This window comes from Paenibacillus sp. P32E (assembly GCF_001909085.1).
GTDB lineage: Bacteria > Bacillota > Bacilli > Paenibacillales > Paenibacillaceae > Paenibacillus_AQ > Paenibacillus_AQ helianthi.
This window is the reverse complement of sequence record NZ_LVYY01000028.1, coordinates 1-24,876: the sequence shown is the minus strand read 5'-3', so window position 1 is coordinate 24,876 and position 24,876 is coordinate 1. Positions and strand designations below refer to the sequence as shown.

Annotated in this window: 26 protein-coding genes and 4 pseudogenes; 5 read left to right on the top strand and 25 right to left on the bottom strand. The window is 44.6% G+C overall.

The features are described 5' to 3' along the window. Positions 1 to 42 precede the first annotated feature (42 nt). From A3848_RS22270 to A3848_RS22245, 6 genes and pseudogenes are all read right to left on the bottom strand, one after another. Positions 43 to 1,044: a sensor histidine kinase gene (locus A3848_RS22270; RefSeq protein ID WP_074087049.1), complete on the bottom strand. Its 1,002-nt coding sequence runs from the start codon at positions 1,042 to 1,044 to the stop codon at positions 43 to 45. After that, entirely contained in the window at positions 1,045 to 1,728 is a 684-nt protein-coding gene (locus A3848_RS22265; RefSeq protein ID WP_074087072.1) for a response regulator transcription factor, read from the bottom strand. A gap of 94 nt (positions 1,729 to 1,822) precedes the next feature. Next, positions 1,823 to 4,066, bottom strand: coding sequence for a U32 family peptidase (locus A3848_RS22260; protein WP_074087047.1), 2,244 nt, complete (start codon positions 4,064 to 4,066; stop codon positions 1,823 to 1,825). A 169-nt stretch (positions 4,067 to 4,235) separates the two neighbouring features. Then, positions 4,236 to 4,838 (bottom strand): annotated as a pseudogene (locus A3848_RS22255) (DsbA family oxidoreductase); the annotation flags it as partial. An 83-nt stretch (positions 4,839 to 4,921) separates the two neighbouring features. Then, positions 4,922 to 5,566, bottom strand: a complete 645-nt coding sequence (locus tag A3848_RS22250) for an NAD(P)-dependent oxidoreductase (RefSeq protein ID WP_074087045.1) — start codon at positions 5,564 to 5,566, stop codon at positions 4,922 to 4,924. A gap of 41 nt (positions 5,567 to 5,607) precedes the next feature. Next, complete coding sequence (locus A3848_RS22245) at positions 5,608 to 6,267, bottom strand: SDR family NAD(P)-dependent oxidoreductase (protein WP_074087043.1); 660 nt, start codon at positions 6,265 to 6,267, stop codon at positions 5,608 to 5,610. Positions 6,268 to 6,463: 196 nt separating this feature from the next. On the opposite strand from A3848_RS22245, the gene A3848_RS22240 reads away from it, so the two are divergent. Next, positions 6,464 to 7,057 carry a TetR/AcrR family transcriptional regulator gene (locus A3848_RS22240; protein WP_074087041.1) on the top strand — a complete coding sequence of 198 codons (594 nt, stop codon included), beginning with the start codon at positions 6,464 to 6,466 and terminating at the stop codon, positions 7,055 to 7,057. Between the two features lie 104 nt (positions 7,058 to 7,161). Here the strand turns inward: A3848_RS22240 and A3848_RS31430 are convergent. From A3848_RS31430 to A3848_RS22180, 14 genes and pseudogenes are all read right to left on the bottom strand, one after another. Beyond that, positions 7,162 to 7,455 (bottom strand): annotated as a pseudogene (locus tag A3848_RS31430) (hypothetical protein); the annotation flags it as partial. A gap of 242 nt (positions 7,456 to 7,697) precedes the next feature. Beyond that, positions 7,698 to 7,949, bottom strand: a complete 252-nt coding sequence (locus A3848_RS33465; RefSeq protein ID WP_371915984.1) for a DNA/RNA helicase domain-containing protein — start codon at positions 7,947 to 7,949, stop codon at positions 7,698 to 7,700. Positions 7,950 to 7,962: 13 nt separating this feature from the next. Beyond that, a pseudogene (locus tag A3848_RS33460) lies at positions 7,963 to 8,181 on the bottom strand (SRPBCC family protein); the annotation flags it as partial. 264 nt (positions 8,182 to 8,445) lie between these two features. Further along, positions 8,446 to 9,072 carry a DUF2306 domain-containing protein gene (locus tag A3848_RS22220; protein WP_074087040.1) on the bottom strand — a complete coding sequence of 209 codons (627 nt, stop codon included), beginning with the start codon at positions 9,070 to 9,072 and terminating at the stop codon, positions 8,446 to 8,448. Positions 9,073 to 9,192: 120 nt separating this feature from the next. Then, a complete protein-coding gene (locus A3848_RS22215) occupies positions 9,193 to 9,534 on the bottom strand; it encodes a DUF3291 domain-containing protein (protein ID WP_256702530.1) in 342 nt (113 codons plus the stop codon). Positions 9,535 to 9,594: 60 nt separating this feature from the next. Continuing rightward, positions 9,595 to 10,554: an SDR family oxidoreductase gene (locus A3848_RS22210; RefSeq protein ID WP_074087038.1), complete on the bottom strand. Its 960-nt coding sequence runs from the start codon at positions 10,552 to 10,554 to the stop codon at positions 9,595 to 9,597. 181 nt (positions 10,555 to 10,735) lie between these two features. Continuing rightward, positions 10,736 to 11,698, bottom strand: a complete 963-nt coding sequence (locus A3848_RS22205) for an AraC family transcriptional regulator (RefSeq protein WP_074087070.1) — start codon at positions 11,696 to 11,698, stop codon at positions 10,736 to 10,738. A gap of 277 nt (positions 11,699 to 11,975) precedes the next feature. After that, on the bottom strand, positions 11,976 to 12,725 hold the full coding sequence (locus tag A3848_RS22200; protein ID WP_074087037.1) for a class I SAM-dependent methyltransferase: 750 nt from the start codon (positions 12,723 to 12,725) through the stop codon (positions 11,976 to 11,978). Between the two features lie 103 nt (positions 12,726 to 12,828). Next, a complete protein-coding gene (locus tag A3848_RS22195) occupies positions 12,829 to 13,575 on the bottom strand; it encodes a U32 family peptidase (protein WP_256702528.1) in 747 nt (248 codons plus the stop codon). A gap of 102 nt (positions 13,576 to 13,677) precedes the next feature. Continuing rightward, positions 13,678 to 13,773: pseudogene (locus A3848_RS33090) on the bottom strand (U32 family peptidase); the annotation flags it as partial. 37 nt (positions 13,774 to 13,810) lie between these two features. Continuing rightward, the gene (locus A3848_RS32695; protein ID WP_305953441.1) at positions 13,811 to 14,434 is read right to left on the bottom strand and encodes a U32 family peptidase; all 624 of its coding nucleotides are present in this window, start codon (positions 14,432 to 14,434) and stop codon (positions 13,811 to 13,813) included. Further along, positions 14,331 to 14,546 (bottom strand): DsbA family oxidoreductase, encoded by a 216-nt coding sequence (locus tag A3848_RS33455; protein ID WP_074087036.1) that lies wholly within the window; start codon positions 14,544 to 14,546, stop codon positions 14,331 to 14,333. Before A3848_RS33455 ends, A3848_RS32695 begins: the two co-directional genes overlap by 104 nt. Positions 14,547 to 14,939: 393 nt before the next feature. Continuing rightward, positions 14,940 to 15,521, bottom strand: coding sequence for a TetR/AcrR family transcriptional regulator (locus A3848_RS22185; RefSeq protein ID WP_074087035.1), 582 nt, complete (start codon positions 15,519 to 15,521; stop codon positions 14,940 to 14,942). A 90-nt stretch (positions 15,522 to 15,611) separates the two neighbouring features. Then, a complete protein-coding gene (locus A3848_RS22180) occupies positions 15,612 to 16,529 on the bottom strand; it encodes a fumarylacetoacetate hydrolase family protein (RefSeq protein WP_256702526.1) in 918 nt (305 codons plus the stop codon). 258 nt (positions 16,530 to 16,787) lie between these two features. Here A3848_RS22180 and A3848_RS22175 point away from each other — a divergent pair, with 258 nt between their 5' ends. Next, positions 16,788 to 17,810, top strand: a complete 1,023-nt coding sequence (locus A3848_RS22175; protein ID WP_074087033.1) for an MBL fold metallo-hydrolase — start codon at positions 16,788 to 16,790, stop codon at positions 17,808 to 17,810. A gap of 96 nt (positions 17,811 to 17,906) precedes the next feature. On the opposite strand, the gene rlmH is transcribed toward A3848_RS22175, so the two are convergent. From rlmH to A3848_RS22160, 3 genes are all read right to left on the bottom strand, one after another. Next, complete coding sequence (gene rlmH, locus A3848_RS22170; protein ID WP_074087032.1) at positions 17,907 to 18,386, bottom strand: 23S rRNA (pseudouridine(1915)-N(3))-methyltransferase RlmH; 480 nt, start codon at positions 18,384 to 18,386, stop codon at positions 17,907 to 17,909. 212 nt (positions 18,387 to 18,598) lie between these two features. Next, a complete protein-coding gene (locus A3848_RS22165) occupies positions 18,599 to 20,197 on the bottom strand; it encodes a hypothetical protein (RefSeq protein WP_074087031.1) in 1,599 nt (532 codons plus the stop codon). Beyond that, entirely contained in the window at positions 20,194 to 21,078 is an 885-nt protein-coding gene (locus A3848_RS22160) for an ABC transporter ATP-binding protein (RefSeq protein ID WP_074087030.1), read from the bottom strand. Before A3848_RS22160 ends, A3848_RS22165 begins: the two co-directional genes overlap by 4 nt. 172 nt (positions 21,079 to 21,250) lie before the next feature. Here A3848_RS22160 and infC point away from each other — a divergent pair, with 172 nt between their 5' ends. Beyond that, positions 21,251 to 21,769, top strand: coding sequence for a translation initiation factor IF-3 (gene infC, locus A3848_RS22155; protein ID WP_074087029.1), 519 nt, complete (start codon positions 21,251 to 21,253; stop codon positions 21,767 to 21,769). A gap of 125 nt (positions 21,770 to 21,894) precedes the next feature. On the opposite strand, the gene A3848_RS22150 is transcribed toward infC, so the two are convergent. Continuing rightward, positions 21,895 to 22,245, bottom strand: coding sequence for an ArsR/SmtB family transcription factor (locus tag A3848_RS22150; protein ID WP_074087028.1), 351 nt, complete (start codon positions 22,243 to 22,245; stop codon positions 21,895 to 21,897). Between the two features lie 31 nt (positions 22,246 to 22,276). On the opposite strand from A3848_RS22150, the gene A3848_RS22145 reads away from it, so the two are divergent. Both A3848_RS22145 and A3848_RS22140 read left to right on the top strand, forming a co-directional pair. Next, positions 22,277 to 22,984, top strand: coding sequence for an MFS transporter (locus A3848_RS22145; RefSeq protein ID WP_074087027.1), 708 nt, complete (start codon positions 22,277 to 22,279; stop codon positions 22,982 to 22,984). A 412-nt stretch (positions 22,985 to 23,396) separates the two neighbouring features. Continuing rightward, on the top strand, positions 23,397 to 23,930 hold the full coding sequence (locus A3848_RS22140) for a hypothetical protein (protein WP_074087026.1): 534 nt from the start codon (positions 23,397 to 23,399) through the stop codon (positions 23,928 to 23,930). Between the two features lie 429 nt (positions 23,931 to 24,359). On the opposite strand, the gene A3848_RS22135 is transcribed toward A3848_RS22140, so the two are convergent. Continuing rightward, positions 24,360 to 24,876: transposase (locus tag A3848_RS22135; protein WP_143192445.1), on the bottom strand; the 517-nt coding region annotated here is incomplete at its 5' end.

Here is a 24,876-nt window from a genome sequence, read left to right as displayed (position 1 = left end):
AGTGACGTTGGAGGTGACAGTTCAGTCACTTACGGAGTGCTGTTAAATCACATGCTTATAAAATTTGATCCGAAACTCTGTACCAGTCCCGCTGTCGCTCGTTACATCAATCACGCCGTTCTGGCTTGCAATGATGCTGTGAGCCATCGCAAGCCCTATACCGATGCTTCCTTCATTAGCATTTTTTCCTTTATAAAAACGTTTGAAAATATAAGGCAAATCCTCTTTCGGAATGCCCTCTCCGTTGTCAGCAATAACGATTTCCGTAAATAGCACGTTGTCGGAAAATGTGATGGTAATCGCACCGCCCTCAGGTGTATGCTCCACTCCATTTTTCAAAATATTGATAACCGCTTCAGCAGTCCAATGGAAATCGCCGGCAAAAGAGACGCTGTCATCCCCTGTGATGGAAACGGTCTGTCCCTTAATATCCATCGGAATCATAACCGGCTCCAGTGCCTTTTGGATTAGGGTTTCCATGTGTATTCGATCTTTTTTGAACGGGATAGTTCCCGCTTCCATTTTCGCTAGCTTTAATAAGGATGAAACAAGCCAATCGATCCGTTCAAGCTGAATGCGAATATGATGGGTGAACTCCGTTCTTTTGCGTGGAGGCAGATCAGGGGCGCTTAACAGATCTGCCATGACTGTCATAGAGGTGATCGGTGTTTTGAGCTGATGTGAAATATCGGAGATGGCATCGGTCAGTTGAAGCTTATCCCGCTGCAATAGCGAACGATGCTCGGAGAGCATGCGTGTCACCTTGTAAATATCATTCTTTAAGATGCTAAGCTCACCTTCTTGATTATCGCGAGGGTCAAGGGAGGCCTGGCCGCTGCTAATCTCCCGCAAATAGACGGACAGCTTCTCTAGCTCGTAATATCTCCGTTTTGTGAATAATAAAGCTGTGCCGGTAAGCAGCACGGATACAATAATAACCAGGGCTGCGGCGACGGACGAAATGAAAGCAGCAATGACGATCGCCGATAAGCTGATCGAGCCCATGACGAGTAATAATATTTGATTTTCCCGATTGCGCAGCATCTAATCACCAACCTTATAGCCTAAACGGCGTACCGTTTTGATCAGAGCCGGCTGCTCTGGATTATCCTCCAGCTTTTCCCTTAGCCTTTTGATATAGACCGTTAACGTGTTGTCATTCACGAAGTCGCCGGCCACGTCCCAGATTTGCTCCAAGAGCTGATTCCTGGTGAGGACCTGTCCAACGTGGTTGCCAAAGATCAGCAATAAGCGGTATTCCAAGGCGGTTAGCGAAATTTCGGCACCGTTTTTATATACTTTGCCTTCCAGCGTATGGATGCGCACATTGTCAATGTCGATGACCGCTCCGGCGTGGGACAGCTTCTGGTATCTCCGCAAGACGGATTTGATCCTGGAGAGAAGCTCGCGAACCCGAAAAGGTTTGGTAATGTAATCATCGGCTCCCATATCGAGTCCCATCACGACATTGACCTCATCATCAATCACCGTTAAGAAAATGACCGGAATATCCCGTCGTTCCTTCACCATCTTGCATAATTCATAACCAGTTCCGTCTGGAAGCTGTAAATCGAACAGGCACAAAGTGAACTGATCGATGTCTTCGGCGAGCACCTTTCGGGCTGAAGCGGCATCATGGCAGAGAACGGTCCAATAACCCTCTTGCTGCAGCGAATATTCCAGTCCCGACGCGATCGTCTTATCATCTTCAACTAATAATATTTTCATCTGAAGGTCATCCTTATGATTGGATTGAATTGCACCTGTCCCAGATTTACTTGTAGTATTTCCCAAGATTTTGGACATTTAATGAATTCCACGACTACACAATTTCTTTATTAAAATGTCCTCTTGTGTCTGTTTCCTGATTAAAGACAGCATTATTCATTGAGCCATTTAATTTACCTGACGCCATATTAATGACTTTCACAACTTGCTCTTTAGATTCAACTGTGAAGTTTAATCTGAGCGCCTCGATTCCTTTGATGTTTGGCAGCTCATCCAGAAGATTAAGTGTCTTCCCATTAAGGAGCGTCGTTGTACAATCATTATGGGAAATGATAGGGAACGTTCCGTGCTCATCTTTTAACTCATAGCTCTTCGTTTTGCAAATTCTGCATTGATTCATTTTTTTCATCGGACAATATTTAGTAAACATCAAAGGAACCCTGCCATATACAATCATTTCCAGCGCAGGATAGCCGTCATTATCTTCAACATAGGCATTCCTTAAATCTTCAATTTGGCTCTTATTCAATTCATAAGATAAAGTGACTCGTTTTGCCCCTAATTTATATAATTCATAGCAACTAGTAGCATTAACAACATTTAGAGAATAGTCCGTAACAAACGGATTCGTGTCTCTGTAGTGATAAATTCCACCATATCCTCCAATGAGTAGCTGCCCTTCTTTTTCCTTATAATCAATCTGATTTCTTCTAACAACGTTTTTAAAATAGATTTCCTTAATTCCACAGCTTACGCAAGCCTCGTACTGCTCCTTAGTCGTTACAGAGGCGGTAAGGTATGGTTCTTCAGGGGCAAAGCTTATTTTTTCTTTTGCTTCCAAAGCCTTGGTTCGTTTCTTTTGGCTGTTAAGCTTCAAGTCATATAAGCCCAGTACAATATCCCTTCTTGCTGCATTTAACAGTTTAGCTGGAATAAACGCATTGCATTCTTCATATTCCACATGATTAAGTTCGAATATCGTATCATTTAATCTTGAAAATTGCTTGATTACCTGGTCTTTTGTTGTTGGATTATTAATGGCTTCGCCTAGTATTTCCTCGCTTTCATAGGAATAATTAAAGCCTAGGCCCTCCGCATCTATGACAAGCTTTGAATCTGGAGATGCATATACTCTAATATCGAGGTTAAACCGCTTAAATTCTTTTTCCAGTGATGATTCTAATTCTTTGTTATAGAAATAATCCTTCGTTTTATATACTAAATCTCCCTTAGACACCTTTTCTTTGATTTTGATATAGCAGACATCGTCTGCTTTGTTGATTAATTCGCCCTCTTTATCGTACAGTTTTGCAACAGCTAAATTAACATCTTCATTGTTGTGACTTATTCTGATTGTATCGTTTTGATTTAAAGGACGTGTAAGTGTTATTTCATATCTGTCTTTAACAATCTTGCTGATTGTTCCAATTTCATAACCAAAGTGATTAGGTCTTAAAATGTTTGTAATATTTCTCCTATCTTCGTGAAACAAATATCCTTTAGTAAATGTTCTATTGAATGTTTTTTTCAGATTTTCTTTATCTTCGTCGGTTATTTTATGATCTAAGGCCATGCGATATTTGGATACAACATTAGCAACATACGTAGGCACTTTCATTCGGCCTTCGATTTTTAAAGAATCGATTTCTTTTAAATCCTCGATATAGTCGATTGTGTTTAAGTCCTTGGTAGATAGAATATGGTTTTTCCCTAAAGATGTACCTGTTGTCTTATCCATGAGTTCATACTCCTTACGGCATGAACCCACACATCTTCCGCGATTTGCGCTTCGATTGCCCATTAATCCTGACATTAGACAGTTTCCAGAATAAGATACACATAAAGCACCGTGAACAAAAATTTCTAAAGGTATTTCAGCTATTCTTTTGATCTCTTTTACTTTTTCAATCTCAACCTCACGGGACAGAACCACTCGTTTAGCACCAAGTTCTTTAAATAATAAAGTTCCGTCTAAATCGTCTATTCCCATTTGAGTGGAACAATGTGCTTCCATATCAAGAAAGTTTTTAACGATATAATCGAAAGCAGTCAGGTCCTGGACGATAATACCATCCACACCGATTTTATTTAATTCGTGTATCTGCTCTTTCATCTCTTCAACTTCGTTTTCAAAAACGATGGTATTCATTGTAACATAGAGTTTAACGTCCCTCAGATGCGCATACGTAACAGCCTCTTTTAACGATTCAAAATCAAAATTAGATGAGTATGCACGTGCACCAAATTTTTGCATTCCTAAGTATATTGCATCACAACCATTAGAAATTGCTGCTTTTAAAGCCTCCATATTTCCTGCTGGAGCTAGTAATTCAGTCATTTTTTCCTCCTTGTGACTCATAAGTTACACGCCAGTCAAACTCAGCACCATTGATCATAAAATAAGAACTACACTTAAGCTACGGCAAAAAGCACAAACCAATGGTTTGTGCTTTTGCATTCTTTCTTTGTCACTCGGCTCTCCTCTTGATGATTCGTGCGAGGCTTATTTATTGAGCTGCTTGGTTAAGGGCGCTTAAGAATATCTCAATGGGTTGTGCGCCGGAAATTGCATATTTTCTATCAATGACAAAGAAAGGGGCTCCTGTTATTCCCAACTGTTTTGCTGTGGCTTCATCTGAACGTACTTCGTTAGCATATTTGGATGGATACTGGAGAACTGCCATTGTCTCGTCCCTATTCATTCCAACGGATTCTGCAATATCTGCTAATGTATCATGATCGCTAATCAGCTTGGCTTCCGTGTAATACGAATAGAACAGCTTCTCGGATAATTCCTTATCTTTACCAACCGATTTGGCATATTGGGTTAGACGATGAGCATCAAACGTATTGGTGGGCTTCATTTGGTCGAAATTATACACCAGACCCATCATCGCCGCTTGTTGTCCAAGCTTAGCATTTGCCTCTTTCGCTTGCTCGATACTCACACCATGTTTCTCAGAGGCCATTTGATGCATATTTTTGCCTGAGTACGATGATGCTTGCGGATTAAGTTCAAAGCTTCTATATTCAATCACCACTTCATTCTGATGAGCGAATTGCTCCAGTGCAGATTCTAACCGCCGTTTACCAATATAACAAAATGGACAAACATAATCTGACTATATCTCGATTTTCATTTCGAAGCCTCCTTCACTAACCACTAACCGGTGAATACTGCATTTTTTTGAGCTTATTTGTTATAGACGATAGGCATTTTTCTAATCATATGGTTGTCACGGGTGGCAGCGTACATGATTTCGGCAACATTTTCCCTGGAAACCGATAATTTAGCCGATTTATCTCCGAATGAATAGTCATAAGATTGCCCTTTGTGTTTAACATTGGGGTTAATAATTCGGACAACTGTCCAATCAAGGTTCGATTGTTTAATAATTCCTTCCATCTTCTTCATTTCTGCATGACCGTTTGGAAGGAAAACTTTGGCTAACACACCTGGAAGTATCGTCGAAATGTTTTTCTTATCGTCATCTGATTGCAAAGCCGGCGTCGCAAGTGTAATTAACCTTGTTTTGTTATGTTTCTTCATAGCCCTAATCATCAGTTCGTGTCCGTCCGCAATCGGCGTGCCTTTAAGCTTTCGTGACATATCGGATGCTGGTCCTAGTGTGCTGATTACGACATCTGATTTAGCAACTGCCTTCTCGATGGTAGAAGCATTCGAAAGTTCCCCTTGTACAAGGCTCAAATTGGGATGTTTGAGGCTGATTTTGTGGGCGTTTCTAACATATGCCGTAACGAAATCTCCGTGATCTAGAGCTAATCGTGTTAGCAGCTGTCCGATTGCACCACTTGCACCAAAAATGGTGATATTCATATTCTTGAATTGAACCCTCCTTCATCATAAATTATTCAAAATCACACTCGATCTTCAGTTATAAATTCTTCTACTCTGTCTCTTTTGGTGTACATGTCGTACCAAATATCAGCGATTTTGTCTTGAACTCCTGAATTCGGCTGCATCCAGATTCCGATCGAAAGGTGACCCGCGTACACGCCTTTGTCCGCTAATTCGCTGTTCAAATTAAAGATATAATTACGAAGTCCTGAAATTGCAATTCCGACATTCCCCATCATCGGTACCGGGTGGATTGCAGCGCCTCCAGTAGTAAATAATAAGGCCCCGCTTTGCTTATCCAGCATTTCCGGCAGCACTTGCCGAATACTGGATAACGCACCTAAAACATTAAATTGAAATTGGTATAACGCATTTTCTTCTGTTACTTCTAATGATGGCGCTACGGTGTGGATGCTCGGCGTTGGACTGTATTCAAGAACATCAATAAATCCGTATTTCTCTTTAATAGCGGCGAAGGCCCTCTCGATTTCTTCTTTATTTAATATGTCCGCTTGAAATGGAGCAGCTTCAATTCCCAATTGTTCTAATTCACTAACCAGCTGGTTCAACTTATCTTCATTTCGGGCAATAAGAGCTACGCGAAAGCCGTTTTGTCCGAATTTCTTCGCAATGGACATTCCTAAACCTGCTCCTGCTCCAACAATGGCTATAGTTTTCATTTGATATCTCCCTTTTAATTAGAATTAATGGTCAATAAAATAAATAATGGTCAGTGTGTTGTATATTTATCTTGTGTTTATTATGATTAATAAAAGGTCAGCATTCAATATTTAATATTTCTGATTTTGAGAGATAAAATGCAATTTCAGCTCAAATGTCGTATATCTAACAAAAAAATTAAGGGAATGAGCCATAATGAACAAAAAAACCGATTTGCGTATCATTCGCTCCAAACATTCGATCAAAAAGGCGTTTATAGAGCTTCTTACGGAAAAGGGATACGAAGGAATTACGATTCAAGATATTGCCGATAAAGCGATGATTAACCGGAATACATTTTACCTTCATTATCAGAACAAACCCGATTTATTAAATGCATCTATGGACGAATTAATAGAAGAACTAAAGAGTACACTCAAGCAATGCTCAAGCAGCAAAACTCCTGTAAGCGGTTCTATGCTTGAACAACTAATGCAAACCATCCTGGAGAAAATTCAGGACAATATCCCTTTTTACAAAGCATTGTTACTGGATGAGAATAGAATTCATGGTTTTCAAGCAAAAATGGAGGAAATTATAAAAAACACAGTGGAGGTTGGCTTGGATAATACTCCATTGAAGATTTCAAAGGAATTATTACTCCAATATATTGCATCTACTTTTATGGGCATTGTAGTGTGGTGGGTTAAAAATGATTTTTCCTATACTCCAAAGGAACTTGCATCTCAATTTGGTAAAATTCTAACTCACGGACATTTAAAAGCCGCAGGTATTTCAATCAATGATTAAAGTGATAAAATCTTACGTACAGTCGCTGAGGCTAACGGTTCAATCAACCCCGTACAGCCTATTCATATGTTTAATATGAGAAATTCCCCAATCATTTAATACCTGTAGATGACAATGTAGCCCTTTTCCAGATGGTGAACTGCCCTTAGCCTGATGTATGGTTCAGCGACCACGAAGCATTAAGCTGTTAACAACCGTCGCGAGTATCCCGATATTGTCAGCCTCTGCTCTTTCTATGCCCCAGCTCTCCGCCATATTCCCCCGCCACCTATAACTAATGATACCTCGACTCCCAGGTTCACAACGGACAGAATTTCGTTCGCAAACTCTCTGCTGCGGTAACCGTGAACTCTTCGTCCTGGGGTAAATCGTAGGCAGATTTTCACATTTAGAATCAGTTAGTTTATCCCTGCCTTATACGACCAACATTCCGGTTCATCAGATGCCGTACAACCCTGCTATAGATTATTTTCTTGAACGGGCTGAGCCCTTGCGGATGAGCGGAGAAAAATGCATCGGGGCTGTCGTATATTCCGAAATCCTGAACGATTCCTTCTTTTTGCACATAGGTATCATTTTCGTTCCAGCCCCGCAAAAATTAAATAGGTTGCCTTCTGCAGCTTGTGCAGTTTGATCGTCCTCATCTCCGTTTGGAATATAAATAACCATTCCTTGACGTGCTCTTGTCATTAGAACTCGAAGCATTAATTAGATATATCTGTGCATCAGTTTTGGATACATTATTCCAGTTAGTTTCGGAGAAATTCTTAAAAGACCAGCTACCCTCAGTTAATCTTAGATCAGCATCCCATGCAAGGCATGTCCAATCTAATTCTAAACCCTGGACATCAAATTCAGTTGCAACATCTTCAAGGCAGTACGATAAGCGAATATCCTCTTTATCGTTAAGAAAGGGGGGGGGATATGACGAACGTATCAGGGCCGGGCTCCAACCCGAGCAGGAATAGCTCTAATCGACCTAGGTAGTAATTCCATCCGGCCCGATGCATACGTCTGCGCGTAACCGGCAAACCGTCGTGCGTTAAGATCAGTTGAGTTCCGTTGCTCTGCTCTCGTAATTGAATCTCAGCCGTGCTGGAACCTGACGGAAACGAGTCCGATCCGGTCCAGCCCCATCGCTAGACGTCCCCAATCGCATAGGTTTGGCCGCTAGCCATACTTCCTTCAAAGTCCACTTCCGTATCCTCCGTTTGAGCGCTCCTCTCCCTTTTCTTTCGTCCAGTCGAGACGCTTTTCCTCCTATACTCGCTTTTCATCGTGGAACCTGCGTCATTGGGGCGCGGCACGAACACATTCCACCGTACGCAAAATAAAACCGCGCCATGGATGCGCGGTTTTACGGATTATTTTGGCATGGCAGTTGTGAATCATTGTCGCTGCCGCAACCTCATTCTGGAAATCACAGCTTCTATGACGAGCAGATTAGGAATCCAACAGACCCAAGCGACAACCCGAAAGGCCACCTCGAAATCGCCAAACAGAAGAGCCAGCGGAGCTAACCAGATACGAAGCGTGACAGCTGCAAAAGTAAGCGCATAACTGCGAAGCATCCATGCTTTATGAGCTTGGATGTCTTTGGCCATAATTTTTCTCGTTGCAGTAAGCGTCGTCGCAACCCACAATACATCGAGCGACATGAACCCAAGCCCGGCAATCCAACCTCCTGTGGCAATAAGGGATAAATATACACTCACGATCCCACTAACTGTAATTGAAAGAACATATCCATACCCCAATAGGCGATGCCAACGTTTCCTAGCATTCGTTGGCTTCATATATAGTTGAAAGGGTCCTATGATCAAGGCAAATATCGCGGTAAAAATATGGATGTATAGTACATATATCCATGGTTTGAGTTCAAAATTCGGCTTTTGCAATTTGAAAGAAGCAAGTCCTGCATCACTAGCTTTAAGCACGCCATACTGAACAATTGCGTATCCGGCAATCGAAAATGCGAGAATGAGAACGAGAGCCCGAATCATCTTATTTCTCATATGAATGTCCTCCTCCGTTGGTGCACCGTGAAGCTATTGCCCCTTTAAACCCTATGGATAAAGGGTTAATACCGATCTTCTCGATTGAGGCACCAGCTAGGGTCGAAAGGGACGCAAAATTCACCACTTGTTCTGGTCAAGTTTTCTGCCATACTTTTGATGCAAACGGATCTTCGCTTCCTCCCAGCTCGGAATAGTATCGGCATCCCAGTGGACGGCCTCCACTTCATCGCCAATTCGGCGTGCGATCCGCATGGCCTTGGCGTGATTGCCGTGATTGCGGTATTCCAGCATGCGATCCTTGTTCTCCCATACCGACATCGTCCAGCCTACTCTCCAACTGTCGCGTGTAAGGTCGGAATGCAGCAATCCGGCAGCCCTATTCAGTTGCTTCGTTGACCGGACGATGTGGTAAATAAAAAACGGAAGGACCCACATGCCCTTTACTCGCACCCGTGTCACTGAAATCAACAACGAAATCGCCCCTTCCACGAAACACCCATTTTCGGTTTATAGTTAGTATTAGAAATAATACCCCTTCCGAATATCATCTAAAAGGGTAGGATGTACTGGATCCCATCCCAAACGCTCCTGAGTCAACGCACTGGATGCCGGATTATCTGTTTTCGTGAAGGGTGCAAGCCATCCGAAATGTTTACCTGCTTCTTCAACACCAATGCCTTGGACCGGCAAGTTCAGATGGCAGCCCAAAGCCGTGGCGATCTCTTGAAACGAAATGCCCTCTTCGCTCACCGCATGAAACCGGGACCCTGCCGGAGCCTGTTCTAAGGCGAGTCTAAAAAGGTGCGCCGCATCCAGTAGATGCACGGATGGCCAGCGGTTGGTTCCGGAGCCTGTGTAGGCGGAAAAACCCTTCTTGCGAGCGATGTTCACCAGATTCGGGAACAAGCCCGTCTTATCGCCTTCACCGTGTACGATCGGTGGGAGGCGTACAATCGAGGAACGTACCCCCCGATTCGCCAAGTCTAGGGTGGTATGTTCAGAAATGATGCGTAATCCACCTGGGGATTGAGGAGCCCCAGCGCTATCCTCCGTTCCGAGACGGCCGGGAGTAAGCGTCATCGTAGGCATCGCGACGACAAGCGCCCGGTCACCGGTGGGTAAAGCGGTGCCAAGTGTCTCGATGGCTCGCCTGTCGGTCTCAATTGCAGCCTTCATAAATCGCATCGCCACATGACGAGGATTCCCGCCGAATAAAACCCTAAGCCGAGTTGGAGGGCCCGCATGCGAGAACTTGTGGAAGAATGCCAAATGAATGACCCCCTCTACTGCAGCAGCCGCTTTGCGCAAGCCTGCTAAATCCTCAATCGAACCGATTTGAACCTGGGCACCCAATGCCGTAAGCCGTTTGCCGGCTTTTTCAGAACGGGCAAGACCAACCACTTGGTGACCGGCATCCAGCAGTTCGCGAACGACCGCCCCTCCGATGAAGCCTGTCGCCCCTGTAACCAATACACGCATTTTCAGAAAGCCCCTTTCCTATCGGTAGTATGTCTACTCTTAGTATAGGGGATCGGCCACTGCGGTCTTTGCCTTTTCCGTCGGAGTTTTTGCCTGATTCAACAGATTCCGCTGCTTAAAAAGGAAAAATCCGCTAGGCTCTATGCCCGCGGAAATTTGAAAAGCCGTTTACGTGTGCGTTTCACTTCAACTGTTGCTGGTCCTGACGCCACCTTGTGATATCTCTAGTTGGAGGGTACCCAAAAAGTCGGCTGTAATCGCGGCTAAATTGGGAATCGCTTAAATAGCCTACAAGCCGGCTCGCCGTAGTTGCGTCAATGGATCTGGATAACATTAGACGCCTCGCCTCTTGCAGGCGCAGCACCTTTTGATATTGCAAAGGGCTCATCGCAGTAGCCGATCTGAAATACTCGCGAAACGACGATTCGCTCATATGGACCAACTCCGCCAAATCCGCTACTTTCCACGGCTGGGAAAAGTTATTTTGGAGCCAATCAATCGCTTTTGCAACCTGCTGCATGCCCGATTCCGCCAGAACGGTCTCGGCAACATAAACACCGATTGGGCTGCGAAGGAGGCGGATATAAATCTCGTCTTTTACCAACGGAGCCAGCATTTGAGCATCATCGGGAGAGGATAGACAATCCATCAATCTTGCAGCGGCGTTCATCATGGCCAAATCAGCTTCGATGACGTAGCACGCACTGCGATTGCGAACCTCCGGCAAACCATTAGGAAATACCATCGGCAGCAACGAAGCAATCCTTTGCGGATCGAGGTATAAACCTATGCCCAAGAACGGTACTTGGGGGCTGGCCTGCATGATTTTCATCGCAACAGGCAAGGCAACGGGAGCAATATACATTCGCGAAGCACTATACTCATAAGCATCTTTGCCTACGGTAATTCGCTTTTTCCCTTGCGCTGCAATGCAGATTACCGGCGAGAACATGGTGTGAACATCATCCGCCGCTTCCACTTGCGAATATCGGTTGACATACAGGCCTTGGATCGGTGAAGCATAGGTCCCATCCTGCGAAGTATGCGTGTAAATCAAACTTGCCAACCGGGCTGCTTCACCATCTAGCGCTGACTTGGCCTCATCTGATACAGATACATCCTCATACTTATGGTAATTGGCCATGTTCACGAGCAACTTTTTCCCCCTCAGATGTAACGGGATGATAGGCATGTTCATGATACCACAGGCGCATCCAAAAAGCTTAAGCATTAAAGTTAAATTAGCATGGATATCTCAAGTCTACCCTTCTGCAAGTCCGAGGGGACTCCCTGCTAGCACGAAGCGGATAGCATTTCTCGCTATCGCTTCCCAATGTGCTTTACTTGTGATACGGTTCACCGCGCTGTCTGTAACGGCAAGTTTAAGGGCCATCCCTCGGAGGATGGCCCTTGACGTTAGCTTATTTCTTTATACATTTGATGATAATTGTTGGAGGACTTAAACGTGCCTTCATCCCCGAATACCATTGAGCCGGTGAACTATCATCTGTCTCAGGAACCCGTGATTCTTCAATCACCCGTTCTATAAAAAAGCCGGCATTTGCAAGTTCATTTAATATTGTGCTGACTTTTCGATGGTGCATAATCACAGGTACTCTCCGCCAAGTTACCTCATAAGGTCCTTCGGAATGATAGGATTGAGCATAGGTTATTTTTCCATCATCATATATCAGCCTGCTTTGCATTGGATGTTCCCAACTAAATACAAATACCCCGCCGTTTTTTAATTTTTTGTAGATGTTAGATAGTGTCCGTGCTATATCGACTGTCCAGCCTAACGCATAAACCGAGAATACGATATCAAAATATTCACTGGGCAAGTCATCTATGTTTTCCATAGACATTTGTTTTATATTCCCGGTCATTCTATTTTCCTGGAGCAGCTCCTTAGCATAATTAACCTGAGTAGTCGATAAATCTATTCCCCAGACATCCCCTGCACCTCTGCTTGCCATGTATAAGAGCGAGTGTCCACTGCCACAACCAATCTCAAGTACTGTCTTGCCAGCAACATCACCTAGAAGATTTATTTCATCCTCTGTAGGTGCATATGGCCCATATTCCGGCAAAGCATGTATTCCGAAATATTGATCAGCTACTTCATCCCATCCTGCTTTGTTGATCTCAAGCATTTCTTTTCGATCTAGCATGACTTCCCTCCTACTGGTCTTCTTTAGTACATCTATTGTTACTATAAACCTTGATTCGGCGGTTATCCAATTGGATTCGTCGCTTGGCGCCTCCTTTGGCTACCTACACAATCTCTTTATTAAAATGTCCTCTTGTGTCTGTTTCCTGGTTAAAGACAGCATTATTCATTGAGCCATTTAATTTACCTGACGCCATATGAATGACTTTCACAACCTGCTCTTTAGATTCAACTGTGAAGTTTAATCTGAGCGCCTCGATTCCTTTGATGTTTGGCAGCTCATCTAGCAGATTAAGCGTCTTCCCATTAAGAATAGTCGCTGTACAATCCTCATGGGAAAGGATAGGGAACGTTCCTTGCTCATCTTTTAACTCATAGCTCTTCGTTCTGCAAATTCTGCATTGATTCATTTTTCTCATCGGACAATATTTGGTGAACATCAAAGGAGCCTTGCCATACACAATCATTTCCAGTGCAGGATAGCCGTCATTTGCTTCAACATAGGCAATCAATACATCTTCAATTTGGCTCTTATTCATTTCATAAGATAAAGTGACTCGCTTGGCACCTAATTTATATAGTTCATAGCAGCTAGTAGCATTAATCACATTTAGAGAATAGTCCGTAACAAACGGATTGGTTCCTCGGTAGTGATGAATTCCGCCATATCCTCCGATCAGCAGCTGCCCTTCTTTTTCCTGATAATCATTCTGGTTTCTTCTAACCACATTGTCAAAATAGATTTCCTTAATTCCACAGCTCACGCAAGCATCATACTGTTCCTTAGTCGTTACAGAAGCCGTGAGGTATGGTTGTACAGGGGCAAAGCTTATTTTTTCTTTGGCTTCCACAGCCTTGGTTCTTTTCTTCTGGCTGTTAAGCTTTAAATCATATAAGCCCAGTACAATTTCTCTTCTTGCTGCATTTAACAGTTTGGCTGGAATAAACGCATTGCCTTCCTCATAATCGACCTGATTGAGTTCGAATATCGTATCGTTTAATCTGGAGAATTGCTTGATGACCTGGTCTTTGGTGGTTGGATTATTAATGGCTTCGCCTAATATTTCCTCACTTTCATAGGAATAATTAAAGCCTAAGCCCTCCGCCTCTATGACAAGCTTTGAATCTGAATATGCATATACGCTCGCTAATATCTAGGTCAAACCGCTTAAATTCTTTTTCCAGCGATGCTTCTAATTCCTTGTGGTAGAAATAATCCTTCGTTTTATAGACTACATCTCCCGCAGACATCTTTTCTTTGACTTTGATATAGCAGACATCATCTGCTGTGTTGATTAAGTCGCCGTCTTTGTTGTATAGCTTGGCAACCGTCAAATTAACATCTTCATTGTCATGATTTATCCGGATGGTATCGTTTTGATTTAAAGTACGTGTAAGTGTGATTTCATACCTGTCCTTCTCAATCCTGCTAATGGTTCCAATCTCATAACCAAAGTGATTAGGTCTTGAGATGTTTGTAATATTCCTCCGGTCCTTGTGGAACAAATATCCTTTGGTAAAGGTCCGATTGAATGTCTTCTTCAGATTTTCTTTATCTGCTTCGGTGATTTTATGATCTAAGGCCATGCGATATTTGGATACCACATTAGCCACATACGTAGGCACTTTCATTCGGCCTTCTATTTTTAAAGAATCGATTTCTTCTAAATCCTGGATATATCTCAATGGGTTGTGCGCCGGAAATTGCATATTTTCTATCTATGACAAAGAAAGGGGCTCCTGTTATTCCCAATTGTTTGGCTGTGACTTCATCTGAACGCACTTCGTTAGCATATTTGGATGGATCATGGAGAACTGCCATTGACTCGTCCCTATTGCATACTGACGATCTCCTGAATATCACTCTCTGCGGCTACTACGTTATGCTCAGCAATAACTAATACAGCGTTTCAATATAAACCAAGCGTTGCTACAGAAATAGCGTTGAGTACGCGTGGGAAACCTGTATAGGATATGCAAGGGGTAATGCTTCAACGACTTCATTCGTAGAGAGACCAACATTAGAAGCCCCTCGAATATGGGTATGAAGTTCTGACTCGACTCGACCTTGGGTTGTCAGGGAGGCAATCGTCAACAGGCAGCCTCCTAGTAAGTCAAGTGAAACGAATGGTGAGCATAAGCAGTCCGCTTTCGGATGAGGAGCGAGCAGAGCCGCGCAAGCAGTCTTCGGCATATTTAAATAAATCAACAAAGCTTATGACTGAGACAACATTCCTTTAACAAACAATGAGACACTGTGCTTGTAGAACTCTTCCTCAGTGATGAGTTGGGACTGATATTGCCGGTGAATCAGCTCGCTCATCTGAAATCCGTAACACATCGAGAGAAAAGACATAGCGGTAAGACGCTCATCCTGTCTAGCTATCACTTTTTTCTTCTGCAGGCGTTCAAAATATTCAACCAGCAAGGAGTGCAGCTTCACTGGCGGATCAGCCAGCACTCTGTCCAATTCAGGAAGCATTCCTGTGTCACGGATGCCAATCATAATGATGTCCGCATTTTTATGGAAGAACAAACGGTACTGCTGGCTTACATTCAGCAGATCGACTTCCGGATTATCGGTTGCGTCCTCTTTTAACAGCTTCTCAAATTGCGGGATATCTGCATGTCTTTCAACGATGGCTTCCAATATGCCTTGCTTGCTTCCAAATTGCCGAAAAACCGTAGATTCATTGACTTTAGCTTCCGTTGCAATGGCTTTGGTGCTGACTCCCTGATAGCCCTTCTTTCTGATGAGCCGTGTCGCGGCTTCAATGATTCTGTCCGAAGTATTCATTGTATTTCTCCTTTTGCATATGTTAAGCCTATTCTACTACAAGTTTTGCATATGCAGCAGGGTCGGGGTTCATCTTTCATCAACGTTTATTTAAGGAAAATCGCTTCTTTTCTCCCAACGGCTTGGTTCCGTAATCTTGACAAGTTCAGGCACAAATTGAGTGAGCGTGCCTAATTTATCGAATGTAATCTGGATTCGGTCAGAGGGCAACAACCATTGTTCGTTCTCGATTGCACAGCAATCTGGTATCGTCCCCATTCCTATAATCGTGCCTGGGAGCGGCGTGAAAACTTTCAGAACCTCCTCCATCACTTTCCCAGGGTGTGCAGAATACTCGGAAGTACTTCCCTTCCAGTGCAGTCTCTCCCCGATGTGTATATCCACATCTAGTGCTAGCGGGTTGTCAATTTCATCCGGCGTAACCAGAAATGGCCCTATACCTTTGCTGCGATCAAAATCTTTGCAGCGCGTCGGTCCGGTCAGTGCCTGGAAATCCGGCCACTGCACATCGCGGACAGTACTGTCGTTAAAAATAACATAACCTGCGATGCAATTCCCCTTCCCTGTAACAAAGGCCAGCTCCGGCTCGATATCCAGGTATGAAGAATATGATGGCCAATAAATCGTATCCCCATCGCCAATTACAGCATTATGGTTACACTTGTAATAACTGAAATTCACTTTATTCGGATCCTGCTGGAATTTTTCGGCGATTTTTTGTTTAAGCTCTTCTCTTTCCGGCCCTGTATATTCTCTCTGCAGCAGATTTACGCCAGCATTTCTTAGATGTCTTGGCGTCAGCCCGAAATCGATAAGCGCAGCTGGATTCGGAACCGGCGGAAGCAGTTTTACTGCTGCAATCGGGAAGATTTCATTTTCATTGAATTGATGCGGCTGTTCGACAGCATATTGCATCAATTCCTTAGCGGCATCATAACTTTCCGGCAAATAATGGAGATAGCTGTCCATACTTTCAAGACTGTCAGAGAATGTTCCCTGCTTTTTCATGATTACAGCAAATGAAACGACAAAGTTCTCGTTAATAACAAGCCCAAACAAAGGTGCCAGGGATGTCTTGGTTTGAAAGGTTACTAGCTTCATGTTGCAGCGCCTCCATCCATATAGTGTGATGTTGTTCTGTTACAATCATAAAGCATAGAGTAAATGCATGCAAGCACTTGCTTGCATTTATGTTTTCCATTCTCTATAATAAAGGCATAATCAGTATGCCTTATCCCAAAAACACATACGCAAAGGAGAATTTTCATGGAGTATGGTCGTATTATCCAAAAACCCCGCGTTAAATTTTTTGAAGTCGCAGCTGGCGTCTTTGCTGGTATTTCGCCGTACCGCGGCATCAGTTGGGCCAATGCCGGGTTTATCAACAAGGGTGAAGGGCTGGTGTATGACACGTTTTTCGATTTGTTCCATGCACGGGAAATGCGGGAGGCTTACAAGGAAGTAAGCAACGGCGGCTCTCCCGCATATGTGGTGAACTCGCACTATAACAGCGACCATGCCTGGGGAAACAAAGTGTTTGAAGATGCTTGCATTATTATGCATAAGGAAGCCTCCAGAGAGCGTCTCACCGAAAATATCACCTGGATGGACAACGTCATCAGAAGAGGAAAGGATTCTCTGGAATCGACTTCGGGCGAGCGGTTTTTTGCAGCGGAATTTGAAGGATTCGACCTGGAGGGCGTAGAATGGGTATACCCGAATATTCAGATAAAGGACGATATCAGCATCCGTCTTGACGATACGGAAGTCATGATTTACAACGTAGCTCCGGCCCATTCCGACAGTGACTTGCTGCTGTGGATGCCAAAAGAAAAAGTGCTGTTCGCCGGCGATGTCGTGTTTAACGGTTGTACGGCATACAGCGAAGAGGGAACCCTCAATTGGGTTAAAGTGCTTGATCGCATTATTGATGAAATTAAACCCGAAATTGTTGTTCCAGGACATGGCGCTATCTGCGGCCTGGACTTCGTGAAGGAGCAGAGGGACTACCTCCTGAACCTGATCAGCGAGTTCAACAAGCATTACAATGACGAAATTGATTCCTTGTCCCTGACCAAGCAAATTGATATTTCCCGCTTCCTTCATTGGATTCAGCCAGAACGCTTATATGTTACAGTGGATATCCTATTGAAAAGCAAACGAGGGTTATCACCCCTTCCAGCTTGGAACGAGGTGCCTGCTAAGCTGGAAGACATGAAAGCTTTTTTGGCCGGAAAATATGGCAATCAGATCAAGCCATGGGACCCTATGAATGTTTGGCAAGAATAGCAATTTGAAGCTAGCGTACGAAAAACGGCCCTGTCGCAAACGATGCGAACAGGGGCCGTTTTCTTTCAATTGTTCCACGGAATTAGCAACTTGCCCCTACTTATGATACGGTTCACCGCGATTTATCTTCACCGCGCGGTAAATCTGTTCCACCAGCACCAGCCGCATGAGCTGATGGGGCAGCGTCATGCGGCCGAAGCTCATACGCTGCTGGGCGCGGCGCATGACGTCATCGGAGAGCCCGTGGCTCCCTCCGATAACGAAGACGACATGGCTCGTCCCGTAGGTGCCGAGCCGGTCGATTTCAGCGGCAAGCTCTTCCGAGCTCCAGAGCTTGCCGTCGATCGCGAGCGCAATGACATGCGCCTCGCTCTTAATGTGCGCGAGGATACGCTCGCCCTCGCGTTCCTTCACCTGAACAACCTCAGCAGTGCTGAGGTTGTCAGGTGCCTTCTCATCCGCCACCTCAATGATCTGGAACTTGAGGTATGGCGTCAGCCGCTTGGCATACTCCGCGATGCCGAGGGTCAAATACTTTTCCTTCAATTTGCCTACGCCAATAATTTGAATCAACATATATGCCTCCATCTGATAACTTCTGTAGCTACAATTTACTCCGTTTGTCCTCGATCTGCGCCAATCGTACCAGAAATCTCCGCTTCGGATTTAGCGTTCTCATCCTAATCTATACTCCATAGCTGTTATAGTGGACAATCCTTATTTGTAGTTAATTAACACCCTACTCTGAGTGTTATCTTTAGTGTACCATAATGGGCAAACAGGTCGAATTAGTAGGTTGTGATTCTCACTTGCCGCAATCTTCCCACAACAGCCAGCATTAGCAAAACAGCCGTAGCCAGCAGGTAATACAGATATATCCCTTGATCAAGAGATTGCTGTGAGGCTCCCATAAAATCCATAACCGTTAATTTATTTAAAGGACCCAAATACCACATTAACATAAATATCACCTGAAAAAGCTTGCTATTTCTCGACCATACACCTAAGGCTAGTGCCAACGTGGGAATAAATAATCCGCCGACCGCCATCGCCATCAGAGTTTCCCATTCCCCTGCAACCAGACAATGAATCATAGCCCCACTGCCTGCCAGATAAGCAACGATGATTCCGGCTAGCCACAATACAATAAATTGATTCCGAACCGGATGCATAGCCGTAAACACGAATTGATGAGTCCGGTGATAAGTTTCATTCGTGCCCATTGCCGACCAAATCAGAATAGGCCAAACCCAAGTAAAGGGTGCAACAAATCTTGTTACAGACTCCATGGGCAACAGTAATCCCAGTACAATCATGACCAGTGCGATCAAGTACCACCAAATACGCAACCCTTTGAGCATAAGCCGCAACTCCATACCTAATATCCTGATGTAGTGGGACTGCCCATGTACTACATTAGTGTAGGGAGTTAACTTTATTCCACTGTCATTTATAGGCACAGGCTTCATTTGCGGCTCTACATTTCTAAATTCGCGGGGTTTACCATTTGTACTAATGTTGGATGAACGCGTAAGATCGAAGCGATGAAAGAAGATGGAAGCCACTACTGCAATCCCTACTGCCACAGCTAACCAAATATAACGTTCCAAAAACATCTGCATCGTCCAAGGTACACCTGTCCAGTCGTAGGTTACTAAGTCCCCCCGCAACGGACTCACCCCAGAGATATGACCCCCATTGCTATGAGGAAGCCTCGCATTAACCCCACTTGATAGTCTGGTAAGGATCGGAGAAATCCCGAGTATATCCTGGCTGGAATGAGTTGCTGTAGTAGACAATCTAAGCGAGAGAATCCATAACACAAAGTATATTAAATTGCCCAATCCCTTGCGAAACAAAGGTACCGATTCAAAGAAGATGGCTATGGATGCAACCAAAGCTATAGTTGGCAATGTAGAATACAAAAATGGAAGCAATAGTTCCAGCAGCTCAACCGTGTAACTCTCTCCTCTAATCAGTTGCATGACAAGGGCGGATACCATTAAAACAGCCACAATAGACATCAAGAAAACGAAGTTACTCCACATTTTACCCATGGTGTACATCCACTTTGTAATCGGAGTCGTTGCTATAATTTGCCCTACTCCCGTCTGCACATCCCGTTCAATCGCATTTTTCACCAGAAAGAACGCTGGAAGACTTAATATCATGGAGGCTAATATAGCTGTTGCACTGCCGACCCAATCGGAGTTATATATACCGCGTATATTGTGGAACGATAAGGTTATATAGCTCTCATGACTGGAGGGAATACATTTATATACGATAAAGATGGATACAAGTACTGTAATCAAAAAGCTGTACCTTCGGACCCTTTCTAAATAATCAGCTTTTATCATCTGAAATAGAATGCGAAGCGGCGTCATACGGCTGCCTCCTGCTTATTGGCCGAAATGCAATATAAATAGGCGTCTTCCAAAGTGGGTGTCTCTAAGCGGCTGTCGGCTGAAGGCTGATTATCGGCAATAACTCTCATACGGACCCCGTCACTGCTCTGAATGGTGCTGCTGATTAACAATTGCTTACGCGCTTCCATCCATGTATCATTCGGTATCAGCCACTCCCACACTTTCCCCACCGCCGCTTCCAACAACTTGCTTGGAGCTGCCTGTATCACCAGCCGTCCTTGATGAACAATAGCGATATCTGTTGCAGTCGCTTCGACGTCGGATACAATATGCGTTGATAATATTACAATCCGATCCCCTGACAATTCCGCTAAAAGATTACGAAAACGAATACGTTCTTCAGGATCCAGTCCCACCGTTGGCTCGTCAACGATTAATAGCTTAGGGTCATTCAATAAAGCTTGTGCTATGCCTACACGTTGTTTCATCCCGCCTGAAAAGCTGTTCAACGGTTTTTTGCGGACCTCATGAAGATTGAGCAAAAAAAGTAATTCATCAATTCTTTTTTTAGCGATTGTATGATCCAATCCTCTGATCGCTGCTAAATATTCCAAAAACTCAACCGCATTTAAATGAGGATATACGCCAAAATCCTGTGGTAAATAACCGAGTATGCCCCGAACCGCATTAGGGTCCTTAGTGATATCGATGCCATTCCAGCTCACCTTACCTGCTGTGGGTTGAGTAATGGTTGAGAGAATTCGCATCAAGGTTGATTTCCCAGCACCATTCGGACCTAATAATCCCAAAACCCCTGTATTGATTTGCAGAGATAAGTCACGGAGCCCGTAAGAATCGCCCTTGTATTTCTTGCTTACGTTGTCAATTGTTAATTTCATAATGCCCTCGCGATTTATCTGATAACCTGCGTCTATTGGTTTGACGATACCAAAGATGCTTTACCCTCAGGCATTCATGAAAATATTTGAAAATTTAACCACCGAAATTGAACGTCCGGCAAGTTCCGTATATGATAGCTATAGATTATTGTACCCAGGGGGTTTGCTTACAATGGCAGTCTTAATCAATGAACAAATTAGAGCATCCGAGGTCGTCCTTACCGGACTGAAGGGCGAGAAGCTGGGCGTGGTTTCCAGAGAGGAAGCGCTGGCTAGGGCCCGATCCGCAGGAGCAGACCTGGTCTGTACCTCGCTGATGAGCAGCCCGCCGCCCTGCAGCCTCATGGCCAAGGGCAAAGCCAAAGCGGCAGCGCAGAAGGATAACACCGCCCGCAAGGCAGCTTCAGGCCGCACTCCGGCAGGCGCGGACAGCAAGGAGAAGGTGAAGGAATTGCGCTTCACCGCACATATTGAGGAGCATGATTACGATACGAAGCTGCGTCAGGCGGACAAGCATCTGCGCTCCGGGAAGCCGGTGCAGCTGGTAGTCAAGGCCTCAGGCGCGAAGGAGGCCGCTGCATCCAAGGCCGTCATTGAACGGCTGCTCGCTGATCTTAAGGAGGTTGGGATGAAAGACACCGGCATCCAGTATGGCGGCAAAGGCTCGCAGGTGAAGGTGAATCCGCGCTGAGGCAACGGAGATGGTCATAGAAACAGACAAAGACAAAGCCGCCGGGGCTTTGTCTTTTATATATATATAAGGATTTATACGTTCTCTATTATCTATCTCTGTTACTAAATAACCCGCCTCAGTTGCTACTCTCCCTCTGCCTCTACCTCAGTCACCGGCACAGGCTGTTCTGCAGCCTCGTAGGCACGGAGCACAGAATCTAATAGTCCCGGAAAACGTGCATTCAAGTCCTCGGTGCGCAGGGACAGCATACGCTGGGTACCTTGAACACGGGTATGGACAACCCCTGCCTCGCGCAGCGTCCGGGCATGATGGGACAGCGTCGACTTGGCGACAGGTACATTGAAGCAGTTGCAGGCTTGTTCTCCATGGTGATGGATATCTGAAATGATGGATAAGCGAATGGGGTCACTGAGCGCATACAGTACGGAGGCAAGCTGAATGTCTTTGCGGTCCGGATGAAATAGTATCTTCATGGATCAATATCCCCTTTAGAGTACAGATATTATGTTCTCCATTGCTTCAATTACCTACAGCAGACTCTCCGACTTCCTGCCGATCCGCAGGCTGCTGACGATTGGCCTGCTGACACTCGGTTTGGCGGCGGTTGTCGGATTCCTCAGCACGAACTTCATCTTCCTCTTGATTGTCCGGATCGTGCAGGCTTCTGGGGCCGGGGCCGTCATGTCGTTGTCTCTGGTGCTGTTCACCCGGTATGTTCCCCTGGACCGCCGCGGCAAGGCGATGGCTACCATAATGTCAGCAGTTTCGCTTGGCCTGGGACTCGGTCCCGTTGCGGGCGGAGCCATTACCCAATACTTCGGCTGGAACTGGCTGTTTGCCGTTACCGCGTTTATTCTGCTGCTTGTACCGCTGTTTCTGGTACTGCTGCCGAAGGAACTGCCGAGCCGCGGCTCTTTTGACGCCGTCGGAGGGATCTTCCTCGGAATCGGAACCACCGGGCTTCTGCTATTCCTGACCAGTGGGCTGTGGATTGCTCTGGTTGCCGGCATTGCCGCCATTTTCTTGTTCGTCAGCCGGATCCGCACCACACCTGATCCGTTTGTCATGCCTGCTCTTTTCAAGAACCGATCCTACTGCATACAGTTCAGTGACTTCCAGATCTCGGGAAATGAGGGAGCGGTGCAACGCATAAAAGGCTTTGTTACAATGACCAAGTCTAAGATGTGGGGATATTTCAGGGGCGGCCTGTAGCAGCAGGCATACTCACGATGGGCGGGTGCTGGGCATGAGCTGTTTACGGAGGCGGTGACAGACGAAATTACCGTTTTTCCAGCGGAACTGCCTGGCTGGTGAACAAGCTGTGTACCCACGCCTTGATCTACGGCGCACAGAACAAGCATCGGATTATAGATGACCATATGGTAAAAATAAAACACGTGATCCATGGAGAATTGTCATGATTCTCCCTGCTTTTCTCTGCGGACAGCATGGCCGTCAATAGCAGGACACTTCACACCGTGAACCTGTGGTCACTATGGGTTAGCAGTAACAGTTAATCATTAAAAAATAGTAAATATATTACATTACATGTATAATGATGGTATCTATTGAATATTAATAATTACTCTTTGGTAATCATAAACAGCTAACGGGAGGGGAATAATTGAAAAAAAAATCACTTGCTTTAATTGGAATTATTGTTTTGTCTTCCTCTATCTTTACTGCCTGTTCTTCTAAAAAAGATGATGTTTCTATAGCTATTGAGGTAGCTCGTTCTTACAAAATGAATGAGCTTGAAGCAAATAAACCGGATAACACCAGAGAGGTAACTCCTCAGCAAATAGCGGAAAAAGAAGAGGCCATCAAACCTTTGACTACAGAATCCTATTTTAATAAACAATCAGCTAGCCGTGGCTTTGTACGCGGTTCAAGAATTGCCTTGATAAAAAAAACCGCATTAAAACTCGAGAATTTATCTTTTACTGAGAAAGTTGATACAGGACAAAGTATCGATCTCTCATATACTGGTGAGCTCGTTTTCGGAGAAGATATGATAAGCCTTGATGGGATTGTAACACTACTAAAAAAAGGGGATACCTGGAAAGTGAATAATGATATCTACAACTCCGAGGATATTATGGCGATTATTAATACAGAAATAGAAAATAGTTTGAGCGATAATAATGGAAAAAACTAATTTCCATTCCTAGTCACATCTCCGTGTGACGTTCCTTTTGTTCTTCACGACAGATAATAAACTCATGGTGAAGCCGTTATTGTCATGCCCATATTACGTTACTTTAAAACAGACGATTATGCCCTTCCTGATTTATTTGCCTCTTTAAAGGTAATTTTACTTCCATTACTAATATGGAAACGCGGCCCCGACGTTCCGCAGAAGGCTGTGCAATCCGAGTATAGGCGTCAATAACAAAGCTAATTAGGGAAAATCGAGTAGGAGGCTACTCATTTGTGAGTAGCCGACCTCTCACCTATGAAAAACTGCAAGTCCCAATTTGCGAATAAATGAACGAAGTCCAACTAAACCTAAAAATGCCAACACTAAGCTAAACCAGGCTACTTTGTTTTTTTAGCCTGGTTTAGCTTATAGCTTTGGGTTCATCTTCTATCCGACTCCTCCAAGCCATTCCTCACTCGTTACTATCGGTTCTTCTGACATCATTTCAAGCGCTTCAACAACTTCGCTCAGCTCAGGCATAGCGTATTCATTCGCGTTTTTTTCCATACGCTTGAGCTTGCGTTCAAGCAGGTCTCGCCGCAGATCCCTGTATTCTTCTTTACGACTTAACACCGCCCAAATGACGTGGAGAAGTTTACGAGCAATCGCAACAATCGCAACCTTATGCCCCTTTTTTTCCTTCAGCGCTAGATAAAACAAACGCAATTTTCCAGGGCTTTGTACCGCTCGTTGGGCACACTGGACCAGAATCCAACGCAGTGTACTCCGGCCTTCCTTGGTAATGTTACCGGTATAGTACGTTTTCCCCGATTGATGGACCGAAGGGACCAACCCACTGTATGAAGCCAATTTTTTGGGAGAGGAGAAACGTGAAATATCTCCGACCTCAGCGAGGATGGTCAAGGCGCTTAGTACAGATATCCCAGGTATACCCATAAGCAAG